Below are 12,194 nucleotides of genomic sequence, written 5' to 3'. Positions count from 1 at the left end.
GGCGTAACCGTAATTCAGATTAAAACCGGTAGCGGGCCTGCACCTTCACCTCCGAACGGCGCGGCCCCTGCAGCTCCTCCAGCCCCGAGCCGACCGTGGTTTGGTGGCGGTAGTGCGTTTCGGCGTAGCGCAGCCACAGCGTCAGGTGCTTCGAGCACTTCACTTCGGCAATAACGTAGGCGCGGGTGCCCTGCCCGCTGAGGGCCGGGACCGAAAAAGCGTACAGCACATCCTGCTCAAACACGTACTGGCGAGTATCGAAATCATCGGTATCGAACAGGGCGTAGCGGCCGCTAAGTTGGAGCACCCGCCCGATTTTCACGGAAGCGTCCTGGGCCAGCACGTAGCCAGTGCGTTGCGGCCCGTCGTCTTCGCGGTAGTGGGTACCCTGCAAACGGGTGCGCAAGCTCAGAATCAGCGTGGGGCTGGTGTCGTAGAACAAGAGCAGGCTGCGGCGCTGGGTGGGAGCTGTCAGCGGCAGGTTGCGGCCGGGTGCCGTGGCCACATCGTACTCTTTTACCCGGTTGCGGATCTGGGCGTAGAGCAGGCTGGTTTTGGACGGTGAGAAGGTCACCCGCACCAGCCAGTCGTGGCCCTCGGTGGGCGTGCCGGCCTGAAACTTGAGCCACGGGAAGCTGAACTGGTCGTAATAAGCCGATACTTCCCAGCGCGACACGGGCCGCACTTTCAGCCCCACGTATAACCCTTTCTCATTGATATTACGGGTATTTTCGCTCAAGGCGTTGCCATAGAACGTGTGAAAGTCGCGGGCGTAGTTGCGGTACAGCATCGACACATCCACATTGGTTGCTAGGCTGGCCAGCAGGCCATTCACCGTACCAATACCGCCGCTGCTGGAGCGGGCCGTTTCGCCAAACAGGATGATGTTGCGAATGACGTAGCTGTAGTTGACGCCAATAGCCAGGTTGTGCTTACCCCTGAATTCGAAGGCATTATATACTTCGGGCTGGCGCTGCAAAGGCTTGTCGAAATGGGTATCGACGGCGGTGAGGCCCGCGCTGAAGTTACTGCTGCGGCTGGTATAGGTCAGGTTGCCGCCCCCGATGGTTTCGCGCAGAGCCTGGCGGTTGGCCAGTTCGTTAGCCGTGCGGTGAAACCCCGTAATCAGGAAGCCCGAGGAAAACTCGTCGAACTCGGCCAGGGAGTCGGTAGCGGTTTGCACGTTAGCATCCACCCGCTTGCGCGACACAAAGGCCGAGGCCCGCAGTGTGGAAGTCAGATTAAAGGTGGCCGCGGCCCCGCGGAAAAACGTGCTTTCCAGCACCGAGGAATACGGCCGCACACCCAGGCTACTGCGTCGGATGGTGGTGATGGTTTCCGCGCCCTTGCCCACCTGCAGGCCTGAGGAAACCAGCAAGCCCTGCCCGAACTGCAGCTGATAGTCGCCCAGAGCCAGCGTTTTTAGCTTGCCCCGCTCCTGGAGCACGAAGTGGCCGGAGTAAAAATCGGCACCGTAGCGGCGGGTGCCCGGGCTCCAAACCAACGGCTCACCGGCATCTTTTTCGGCCGTGATGCCCAAACTAAAGTCGCGCTGATGACTGACGCGGTAGCGCACCAGCAATTTGTCCGGGGAGCCTAGGTAGCGACTGGCGGGACGGCCGGTGCTAGTCGTATCGGGAGCGGCGTAGCCTTGCCGGTCTTGCAGTACCCGCTCGTAACGCACGAATAGGGCGTTGTTTTCTTCTTGAGCAATTCGCTTCCACAACGGGCCGCGGGCCGCGTTGCCGGCATTGCTTTGCACCGCCACGAAGGGCGACACCCGGTAAATGGTGCGCAAATCGAAGCCTTCCACGCTTTGCAGCTCATACAGACTGATGAGGTTGCCCTGGGCCGCGCGGTGGTCGAGCAAGGCCGTAATTTGGGTTTCCGACAGCAACAGCAAGGCCCGCAGCTCTTCGCGGGTGGCCGTGTTCAGGTTGAGCGGCGTCTGGTAATACAGCAGCAGGGTTTCGTAGAGGTCCTCGTACGGCACCTGGTCACTCTGAATTTCAGCGAAGAGCTCCTGCACCAGCCGGTCGAGGTCGGCAGGTGGGCGCACGTATTCCTGGCCCCGTACGGAACGGGCAGCCAGCAGCAGGGCCAACGCCGCTACAGACAAGAAAACCCGTTTCATTTGGCGGCCCGGTTAAGCTGCACGCCAATGGCCAGGTGCTGACTCAGGCCCAGCGCGGTGTGCCAGGCCGCCGCGTAGTCAAACCGGAACTGCCCGGCCCGCAGCCCCACCCCGCCGGTAGTCTGGCGGCTGAGCGTGGAGAAACCGCCGCGCACGGCCAAGGATTCAACAACCTGGTACTCGATACCGGCCTTAAAATCGGCGGCCTGGTCTACATCCTTCTCGGTTTCGGCGTTGAGCATCACCTTCTCGGTGGGCCGAAACGAGAGGCCGGCCTTGAGCACCGTGGGTACCCGCTCGTTCTGGTATTCGGCTAGTTTGGCCTGGTTCAGATTGTAGAGGTAAGCCCCGAAATACAGCTTTTGAGGCAGGACTTCGGCTTGCCCGCCTAAGGAAACCGCCACGGCGCGCTTACTGCCCAGCCCTTCGATGCTGACCTGCAGCACATCGAAGCGGGCCCCCACGCTAATCAGGCTGCCGCGGTAGCCGTAGCCGGCCCCCAGGCGCTGCTCGGAATACAGTTTGTCGCCGAAGCGCTGGGCCTCGAAGCCCACTACGCCGTGCGTTGCCTTACCGTCGGTGGTGGGGCCGATAGGCAGAGCGGCCGCCAGCACGGCCGTGTTCAGGGCCCGGCTCAGGTAGCGGTTTTCGGCATAGAAACCCACGGCCGGACTCGTGACCTGGCCCAGGCCCGCCACGTTGTTGCCAACGGACCATACGTCGGTCAGCGTTACGGAGGCATTGCCCAGGGCAGCAGCGCGGGCCCCGCGGGTGCCGGGTCCGTTGCCTTGCCCGAAGGCCAGCGGGGAGGAAAGCAATAAGACACTTAGGATAGAGTAGATTTTTAGCATAGGCTGCGGGCTAACAGTTTTTTAGCTCCCTAAGTACTTCAATGTTCAGGTAAAATAAAGCATGTCGGGCCCGCTATTTTCCGGCTCCCAGCAAAAAGGCCCCGACGCACAGTGCGCCGGGGCCTTTGGGGCTCGTTGAAACTATTTTGGGCTTACATCCCCGCTGCGGCTTCCTCTTTCTCCTTGCCTTTTTTCTTCTTGATCTTGGTCTTCTGCCCGTCGTCGGTTTTCACCTTCATCTTGTCCACGTCGCCGAGCTGGTTGAGCATGGCCGAGCCGCTGCCCTGCGGGCCCACACCGGGGTTCGGGCCGTTGTTGACGATGGTCATTTCGTCGACCAGGGCCTTGCCGCCGCCGAGCTTTTCCACGCACCAGAGCACGTAGCGAATGTCCACGTTGATGCAGCGCTTCAGGTCTTTGTCGTAGGCCAGGTCGCCGGTCATGGCTTCCCAGTTGCCGTCGAAGGCAATGCCGATCAGCTCGCCACGGCCGTTGATAACCGGGGAGCCGGAGTTGCCGCCGGTGATGTCGTTGTCGGTGGTGAAGGCCACGTGCAGGGTGCCGTCCTTATCGGCGAAGCGGCCGTAGTCCTTGGCTTGCAACAGCTGACTCTCCTTGGCCGGCACCACAAATTCGGGGTTGGTGGGATCTTCCTTATCCAAGATACCCTGGGCGGTGGTGTAGTACTTGTAGTCCACGGCGTCGCGGGGCGAATAGTCGCGCACGGTGCCGTAGCTCAGGCGCAGGGTGGAGTTGGCGTCGGGCGAGTACACCTTGTCGGTATTCTTGGCCCGCAGGGCGGCTACGTAGGCGCGGTTGGCCCGGGCCAGGGTGGCCTGGTTAGCCTGCATTTTCGGCAGAATGTTCTGGGTGTAGTTGGTGTACACCGAATTCCAGGTTTTAAAGCCCGGGTCGGCTTCCAGCTTGGCCAGTGTGGGCGCGGCCAGGAAGGCTTCAGTCTTGGCTTTCGAGGTCAGGAAGGAGTTGGCAAACACGTAGTCGGCGTACTTCTGCATGGAGCCGCCGTATTGCTTCTGCACGGTCTGAAATACGTCGGGCTGCTGGGCCTTGGGCACGTCGGTGGCGTAGAGCTGCATCAGCGCGGCAAAGACCTTCTTATCGGTCGGGGCGTTGTAGTCCTTGAAGTGCTCGGCTACAACGTCCTTCAAATCGGCCGTAGCCTTCTGCACAGCGGCTTTGTCGGCTTTGGGGTCTTTGAGGGTGGCATACAGCGGGGCCAAACGGGCGGCAAAGGCCACGATTTCGGTGCCATAGGCTGCTTCGTTTACATATACCGAACTCAGGTTATAGTCGCGCAGGCCGGCGTAGGCTTGGTTGATGTCGTTCAGGGCCGAACCGTAGTTCTGGCCCCGCGAGGCGTCGGCGGCAATCCACTGCATGAGGGAGGCTTCCTCGGCTTTCTTTTGGTCTACGGTTTTGAGGCGCTTCATACCCTCGTTCTGCCCGATGAAATACTTCCAGTAGTTGGCAATGCTGGCGTACTTGGAAGCGTACTTGAGGCGAATAGCCGGGTTGGCGTCCGAATCCTCTTTCCAGAGCTTGAGCCGGGTGTCACGCAGCTTGATGCGGGCCGGGTTGCTTTGGTCCAAGGTCATTTGCAGACCGGCGGCGGGCAAGAAGCGCTGGGTGCGGCCGGGAAAGCCGAAGACCATGGCAAAGTCGCCTTCATTCACGCCCTGCAAGCTCACGGGCAGGTGCTTCTTGGGTACGTAGGGCACGTTGTCGGCCTGGGGGCCGGCGGTAGGCTTATTGTTCTTGTCGGCGTACACCCGGAACATCGAGAAGTCGCCGGTGTGGCGGGGCCACTCCCAGTTGTCGGTGTCGCCGCCGAATTTGCCAATGGCTTCCGGCGGGGCACCCACCAGGCGCACGTCGCCGAAGCGCTGGTACACGAAGAGGTAGTACTCGTTGCCGGCAAAAAAGTCGCGCACGTAGGCCACGTACTGCCCGTTTTCCTTGGCGGCATCGGCCATTTCCTTCTGCCGCTTCTGAATCAGCACGGCGCGCTCTACTTCCGAAGTCTGGGGCGTAATGCCTTCGAGCACCTTGCCCGTCACGTCTTCCATGCGCACCAGAATATCGACGAACAAACCCGGATTGGTTTTCTCCTCGCTCTTGGTAGTGGCGAAAAAGCCTTTTTCCAGGATGTTGTTTTCCGGCGTGCTGTGGGTCTGGATGGCGTCGTAGCCGCAGTGGTGGTTGGTCAGCAGCAGGCCCTGGCTGCTCACAAACTCGCCGGTGCAGAAGCCGCCGAGCTGCACAATGGCGTCCTTGAGGCTGGAATTATTGACGTCGTAGATTTCTTCGGCCGTCAGCTTGAGGCCTTTTTTCTGCATGTCGGCGTAGTTGAGCCGCTTTACGTAGAGCGGTAACCACATACCTTCGTCGGCGCGGGCCACGGCCGGCAGCAAGAGCGCCAGCAGCAGTACCTTGGCCCAGAGTTTTTGTACCATGGGTGGAAAAGGGAGAGAGTGAAAGGGAAACCCGAACCGTAGCCCAGGTTGTTTACTGAGTCAAACTTACGAAAAGACGGTTCGGTTCTCGCCAAGACCGGTCCGCGGCCCGCTTCTCCCACCCTGCTGTATCTTCGCCCATGTCCTACCTTTTCCGTCAGCTGTTGCTGGGCCTGATCTGGGTGTACCGCAACCTGATTTCGCCCCTGACGCCGCCCAGCTGCCGCTACCAGCCCACCTGCTCGGCCTACGCGGCCGAGGCCGTGCAGAAGTACGGCCCGTGGCGGGGCGGGCGGCTGGCTTTGCGCCGCATCAGCCGCTGCCATCCCTTGGGCGGCCACGGCTTCGACCCCGTACCTTAAGCGCGGCAGCTGCGTATACGCTACTTCCTTTTCACGCCTTTACCCGCCGGTAAAGGCTTTTTTTCAGCCATATTTCTTTCTCGCATGCGCCTTCTTCTGCTATCGGCCTCGTTATCCGTCATCTTGTTTTCCACCAGTTGCTCCGAAGCTCAGAACGACGACAAAAAGGGCAAGGGCGGCAAGAAAAAGGACAAACAGGAAAGCCTGGAAAACAACCTCATTGAGAGCAGCATTCCGGGCCTGCGCAAGGTAGGTGCCCTCAACGGCGGTGTGCCCGAAAGCTCGGGCCTGGCCCGGGCCGAAACGGCCGGCACCTTCTACACCCACGCCGACGCGGGCAACCAGCCGGTGCTTTACAAGATTGACATGACGGGCCGCCTGCTGGGCAAATCGACGCTGCCCTTTTCCAACGTGGACTGGGAAAGCCTGGCCCAGGACGACAAAGGCAATATCTTCATCGTCGACGCCGGCAACAACAACAACAGCCGCAGCGACCTGGTCGTGTACCGCATTAACCCCGCGTCGAATTCCCAGGACCTGAGCCGGTCCAACTTCAGCTACGCCGACCAGACGGCCTTTCCCCCCGGCAAAAAGGAGCGCAACTTCGACTGTGAGGCCTCGCTCTGGTACGGCGGCAAGCTGTACCTGTTTACCAAAGACCGGGGCGCACGCCAAACTAGCAAGGTTTACACCCTCTCCGACCAGCCCGGCAACCAAAAGGCCCGCCTGCTGACCAAACTGGCCATTGCCGGCGAAGTAACCGGCGCCGACGTTAGCTCCGATGGGCACCGCATTGCCCTGCTGGCCCGCGAGGAACTATTCATGCTGGAAGGCAACAGCTTCGAAGCTGCGTTGAAAGCTACGCCTCGCCGGATTTCCCTGAAAGGCGCCGGCCAGACCGAAGGCATTGTCTTCCACAAAGACGACAACAACAAGCTCTTCATCAGCACCGAGGAAGGCAATATCTACGAGTACTCGCTCTAACTCGTCAGGTTAGTTATAAAGCAAAGGAGGCCGATTCACTGCTGAATCGGCCTCCTTTGCTTTAGTGAGATGTTACCGGGCCCGGGCTACCGGCTTGGTTTCTTCCTCCTGCCCTAAGTCGCGCGGGGCGTAGCCGTAGGGGTTGTGCGGATCTTTGCCAGCTCGCCACAGCACCCAGATACCGACCAAAATCAGCGGAATGCTCAGCAGCTGCCCCAGGTTCAGGTGGGTAGCGTCCATCATGGTACGGTCCCAGCCGCCCTGGTCTTCCTTCAGGAATTCGCCCAGGAAGCGTTGAGTAAACAAAATAACCACGAACAGCCCGAATAAGAGGCCGCGCGGAGTACGGTCCTTGGTGCGGTTCCACAGAGCGTACAGCAACGTAAGCAGCAGGATGCAGAATACCGACTCATAGAGCTGGGTGGGGTGGCGGGGCACCGCTACCTCTGTTGTGGCCGTGGGGGTATAGCTGGCCGGATGGGTTTCAATACCTACTTTGCCATCGGCCTGCATTTTGCGCTCCACGTACAGGGCGCCGGCGGGCAGGGTCTCACCCGGGCGGGCGGGCTGCAGGTGCTCGGTGTCGCGCGGGAACACGAAAGCCCAGGGCTTATCAGTGGGCTGCCCCACAATCTCGGAGTTCATCAGGTTGCCCAGCCGGATCAAGGCGCCGCCAATGGCCACTACAATCACAATCCGGTCGAGCACCCAGAGGTAATCGAACTTGTTGTTGCGAGCAAAAAGCCAGCAGGCCAGCAAAATTCCGATGGTCGCGCCATGACTAGCCAGCCCACCTTCCCAGATTTTGAGAATATCCAGGGGGTTGGCCAGGTAGTATTTGGGGTCGTAAAACAAGCAGTGGCCTAGCCGGGCACCTACTATCGTGCCCACAAGCATGTAGATAGTAATCACATCGACCCAGCTCGGGCGCACTCCCTCCGACTTGTAGATGTGCGACAGCACGAACGTGCCCACAACGAAGCCCGACATGAACAGCAGCCCGTACCAGCGCAGCGTCAGTGGGCCGATTTGGGCAATAATGGGCGACACGTCCCAGGTGATATAGGCAAGCAGGCTCATACACGAAAGAAAAGTATTGGCCCCGAAAGTACGCAATGCTGCCTGAATGCCGCACACCCGGCCTCCAAACGCCTACAGGCTGTTGAGCTCCTGGGTGAAGCCGCCGCTCAAAATCGGGAAGCGCAGCCACGAGCGGGGATCTACGTTGTAGTCGTCGAGGTGGAAGGCCGGGGCAAACCGCTCCCGCTTCCACTGGTTGCGCGACCAAAGCGAATAGAAGCGCTTCACGTAGGTTTTGAGCTGCTCGGGGTCCGTGTCCTTCTCCTCCTGCAGCAGCGTGGCGTACACCTGCTGCGGGCTCAGGCGGTTGTAGAAAGCCAGCCGCTCGATGCGGTTGAGCAGAATGTAGGGCATCAAATCCCGCTCGTCGGTTTGCTTGTCTTCCTGGGGCCGCAGTTCGGCCGTGGGCTGCAAAGCATTCACGTGGCGCAGGCCGGGGTAGTTGAGCTCGGTTTCGGCCCAGCGCAGCCACTTTTTCACGAAGTCCTTATCGACGCCGGCAATGGGCGAGATACTGCCGGCTGTGTCGCCGTCCATGGTGCAGTAGCCCACCGAGGCCTCCGAGCGGTTAGATGTGGTGATGAGCAAGGCATTCTGCACGTTGGCCAGCAGCCAGATGGCAGGGGCGCGCACCCGGGCCTGAATGTTCTGCAGCGCCAAATCGTCGGTTTTCCAGGTCAGCTCCCGGCCCAGGGCGTGCTCAATCTTGCCCACGTAGCCGGTTACTTCCTCATCAATGCCCCAGTTGTAGAACACGGCCCCAATGGAGTCGGCCAGCTCTTTGGCCGAGTTGAAGGTGTCGTCGGAAGAGTTGACGGTGCCCTGATAGGCGCAGGTGAGCAGGTGGCCGGTGATTTCTTGCTGCCGCCGCTGCTGCTCGGCATCAGGCCGGCTGTGCGAGGCGTCTTTCGGCCCAGGTGCGGCCTGGTCAGGTTGAGGCTCGGCCGGGCCAGCAATACGGGCAATATCGTCGGCGGTAAAGCAGCCGGAGCGGCGCATAAATTCGGCCGTCCCGATTTCCTGGGTGCCCAGACGCACCATTTCGGCCACGCCCACGGCGCACATGCAGGAGTCGGCCCCGCCACTGAGGCTGAGCACGAAGCCGCGGGTGCGGGCCTTGCGCATGTAGTCAAACAACGCCAGGCTCAGGGCCTGGTTTAGCTCCCGGTACTCGTCGGGCTCCGGCAGCGGGGTAATGCTTTCAGCAGGCTCCAATGGCGTACTGAAATCCACATCCACACACTCCATATCTACTTCCTTGAAGCTTAGTAGCTGGTTACGCATCAGCAAATGGCCGTTGCGGGCCACCAGAATTTCACCGTCGTAAATCATCCGGCCCGCCTCATTGCCCAGCAGGTTGGCGTAGAGGTAGGTGCAGTCGAAATTGCGCGAGGCATTCAGCACCAGATTATAGCGCACGTCGGTTTTGCTCATGGCAAAATGGCTGGCCGATGGATTCACAATCAAATCCACCCGGCCCTTGAGGCGGCAGGCGGGCCGCTCGTTGTCGGGCCGCCAGGCATCCTCACAGATTTCGAAGCCAAACCGCACACCCTTGTGCTCAAAGACGATGTCACCGATGGGCCACTGCTGTCCTTCCCAGCTCACGGTACCGGTTTCGCCGGCCCGCCAGGAATTGAAGAAGCGGGGCTCATAGTGCACGCCGTCGTTGGCCAGGAACTGCTTGGCCGCAAAGCCTAGGATTTCGCCGTCGCGCAGCACGGCGGCCGTATTATACGTGCGCCCTTCCAGCCGCACCGGCAAGCCCACGCACACCGCAATACCTTCCGTCCAGGGCCGGATTTGCTGCAGATATTCCAGGGCCTCTAGGGAAAGCCAGTCGCTTAGAAACAGGTCTTCACAGCCGTAGCCGGTCAGGCACAGCTCCGGCAGGCACAGCAGCTCCACGCCCGCGGCCTTGGCCTGGTCCAGGGCTTCTTTGATAGTGCGCAGATTATGTTGCCAATCAAAAGGTATCTGGTTAAGGGCGGCGCCGGCTAGTCTCATAAGATGGGGAAGTGTTTCCACAAAACAACTGCTTTTCACCTCAGCAGGTTGTGTCAAAGGTGCAAAAAAGGCTGGTACACGCACGTCCGTGCAAGCAACGCGAAGCAATCCGTCCTCTGCAGTGTACCCAGCCTTCTAATGTAAAAAGCCCTTTACTCCAGTTGGAATAAAAGGCTTTCTGGTAAAAAGTCAGTCCTTACTGCGCCGAGAACGGGTTGCTTCGGCTTGTGTCCTTGTAACCATACATGGCTAGACGCCCAACGCGGCCAAAGCCCGCTCGGCGGCCAGCTGCTCAGCCTGTTTTTTCGACAAGCCCATGCCCGTTGCCACCGGCTCATCGTCCAGCATGACCGTGGCCGAAAACTCCATCACGCCGCCTGAGCGGGGCTGGCCCGTCAAATCGTAGCGGATGGTTTTGCCCTGGCGCTGAGCCCACTCAATGAGTTTGCTCTTAAAGTTGGCCGTGGTTTCAATCAACGACTTGACGTCAATAAACGGCTTGATCAGGCGGGTCAGCACGAATTTGCGGGCTGCTTTGTAGCCCTGATCGAGGTAAATGGCGCCGACCAAAGCTTCCAGCGCGTTGCCATTCACGGAGCGGGAACGAGCGGCACGACCCTGGGCCGGGTCGAGCTGCACGAGCTTATCGAGTCCGATTTTCAGAGCCAGCCCGTTCAGGCTTTCCCGGTTGACAATGCGGGACCGGAGCTCGGTCAGGAAGCCTTCCTGCTCGTAGGGAAACTTGCGGAACAGATACTCGGCCACCACCGCGCCCAACACGGCATCGCCGAGAAACTCCAGTCGCTCGTTGCTTTGGTGCCGGGCCGTGTCACCCTGCTGCCGCACCACCGAGGAATGGGTGAAGGCTAAATGGTAAAGCCGCACGTTGTCAGGCGTGCGGCCGATTACCGTAGCAATGGCTTGGCGAAAAGCTCGGTCCTGCCCCAGCAGCCGCCGGAAAAATCCGAAGAGCGGTAGTGGCTGACCTGGTCGCAGCATTAGTCGCGCAGCTTGCGGAATACCACCGACGTGTTGTGGCCGCCAAACCCGAAGGTGTTGCTCATGGCTACCGTCACCTCCCGCTGCTGGGCCTCGTTGAACGTGAAGTTCAGGCGGGCATCCAGCTCGGGGTCGTCGGTGAAATGGTTGATGGTCGGGGGCACAATGCCGTGCTGGATAGCCAGAATGCTGGCCAGCGCCTCAATACCGCCCGCACCGCCCAGCAAATGGCCGGTCATGCTCTTGGTCGAGCTGATGTTGAGGTTGTAGGCATGCTCGCCAAACACTTTTTGGATAGCCTTGATTTCGGCCCCGTCGCCCAGCGGCGTGCTCGTGCCGTGGGTGTTGATGTAATCAACTTCTTCCGGACCGATACCGGCGTCCCGCAAAGCATTCTGCATTACCAATACCACGCCCTCACCTGTGGGGTCAGGAGCGGTAATGTGATAAGCATCCGACGACAGGCCGCCGCCGATGATTTCGGCGTAGATCTTGGCGCCGCGAGCTTTGGCGTGCTCGTATTCCTCCACTACCAGGGCCCCGCTGCCTTCGCCCAAGACGAAACCGTCCCGGTCTTTGTCGTAGGGGCGGGAACCCGATTGCGGGTCGTCGTTCCGCTCACTCATGGCTTTGAGGGCATTAAAGCCCCCTACCCCGGCCTCGGTAATAGCAGCTTCCGAGCCGCCAGTGACGGCCACGTCGGCCATACCGAGGCGGATGTAGTTGTAAGCCGCCACGATGGCATCTGACGACGAGGCACAGGCCGAGGTCGTGACGAAGTTCGGGCCGCGGAAACCGTTCTTAATCGAGATGTTACCCGACGCGCTGTCGGCAATCATCTTCGGAATAAAGAACGGGTTGTAGCGTGGGGTGCCGTCGCCTTTGGCGAAGTTGAAGCACTCCTCCTGGAAGGTTTTCAGGCCCCCAATGCCCGAACCCCAGATAACGCCGACGCGGTCCTTGTTTACGCCTTCCAGATTGGCATCCTTAATGGCTTCGTCGCTGGCAATGACGGCAAACTGCGTAAAGAGGTCCATTTTCCGACCTTCCTTGGTCGGAAAGTAGTCGTCAGGATTGTAGTTTTTTACCTCGCAGGCAAAGCGCGTTTTAAACTTGCTGGCGTCGAAGCGGGTGATGGCGGCCGCACCGCTTACCCCACGCGACAAACCGTCCCAAAATTCGGCGACGTTCTTGCCCAACGGGGTAATGGCACCAAGGCCGGTCACAACAACTCTCCGAAGAGACATAGGCGAAAGTGGAGACTGAATAAAAAGCAAAACGGCCGGCGGCGAGCCGGCCGGTA

At 60.1% G+C, this 12,194-nt stretch carries 9 protein-coding genes; 2 read left to right on the top strand and 7 right to left on the bottom strand.

Going from position 1 to position 12,194, the window contains the following annotated elements:
• Positions 1-19: 19 nt before the first annotated feature.
• The 3 genes from MUN80_RS10250 to MUN80_RS10240 all read right to left on the bottom strand — a co-directional run bounded on the left by MUN80_RS10250 (position 20) and on the right by MUN80_RS10240 (position 5,459).
• The gene (locus MUN80_RS10250) at positions 20-2,134 is read right to left on the bottom strand and encodes a ComEA family DNA-binding protein (RefSeq protein ID WP_244723233.1); all 2,115 of its coding nucleotides are present in this window, start codon (positions 2,132-2,134) and stop codon (positions 20-22) included.
• Entirely contained in the window at positions 2,131-2,985 is an 855-nt protein-coding gene (locus MUN80_RS10245) for a hypothetical protein (RefSeq protein WP_244723231.1), read from the bottom strand. Before MUN80_RS10245 ends, MUN80_RS10250 begins: the two co-directional genes overlap by 4 nt.
• A gap of 152 nt (positions 2,986-3,137) precedes the next feature.
• A complete protein-coding gene (locus MUN80_RS10240; protein WP_244723229.1) occupies positions 3,138-5,459 on the bottom strand; it encodes a S46 family peptidase in 2,322 nt (773 codons plus the stop codon).
• Between the two features lie 140 nt (positions 5,460-5,599).
• Here MUN80_RS10240 and yidD point away from each other — a divergent pair, with 140 nt between their 5' ends.
• Together yidD and MUN80_RS10230 are read left to right on the top strand one after the other, a co-directional pair.
• The gene (gene yidD / locus MUN80_RS10235; RefSeq protein WP_244723227.1) at positions 5,600-5,821 is read left to right on the top strand and encodes a membrane protein insertion efficiency factor YidD; all 222 of its coding nucleotides are present in this window, start codon (positions 5,600-5,602) and stop codon (positions 5,819-5,821) included.
• 84 nt (positions 5,822-5,905) lie between these two features.
• On the top strand, positions 5,906-6,805 hold the full coding sequence (locus MUN80_RS10230) for a hypothetical protein (protein WP_244723225.1): 900 nt from the start codon (positions 5,906-5,908) through the stop codon (positions 6,803-6,805).
• A 72-nt stretch (positions 6,806-6,877) separates the two neighbouring features.
• Here MUN80_RS10230 and lgt read toward each other — a convergent pair whose 3' ends face one another.
• The 4 genes from lgt to fabF all read right to left on the bottom strand — a co-directional run bounded on the left by lgt (position 6,878) and on the right by fabF (position 12,138).
• Positions 6,878-7,885: a prolipoprotein diacylglyceryl transferase gene (gene lgt / locus MUN80_RS10225; protein ID WP_244723222.1), complete on the bottom strand. Its 1,008-nt coding sequence runs from the start codon at positions 7,883-7,885 to the stop codon at positions 6,878-6,880.
• Positions 7,886-7,957: 72 nt separating this feature from the next.
• Complete coding sequence (gene nadE / locus MUN80_RS10220) at positions 7,958-9,892, bottom strand: NAD(+) synthase (protein WP_244723219.1); 1,935 nt, start codon at positions 9,890-9,892, stop codon at positions 7,958-7,960.
• A gap of 249 nt (positions 9,893-10,141) precedes the next feature.
• Complete coding sequence (gene rnc, locus MUN80_RS10215) at positions 10,142-10,891, bottom strand: ribonuclease III (protein WP_244723216.1); 750 nt, start codon at positions 10,889-10,891, stop codon at positions 10,142-10,144.
• Complete coding sequence (fabF, locus tag MUN80_RS10210) at positions 10,891-12,138, bottom strand: beta-ketoacyl-ACP synthase II (RefSeq protein WP_244723213.1); 1,248 nt, start codon at positions 12,136-12,138, stop codon at positions 10,891-10,893. Before fabF ends, rnc begins: the two co-directional genes overlap by 1 nt.
• Between the last annotated feature and the right edge of the window lie 56 nt (positions 12,139-12,194).

The sequence above is a fragment of the Hymenobacter cellulosivorans genome (assembly GCF_022919135.1).
In the GTDB taxonomy this organism is placed as follows: Bacteria; Bacteroidota; Bacteroidia; order Cytophagales; family Hymenobacteraceae; genus Hymenobacter; species Hymenobacter cellulosivorans.
This window is presented reverse-complemented; position numbering and strand designations above follow the sequence as displayed.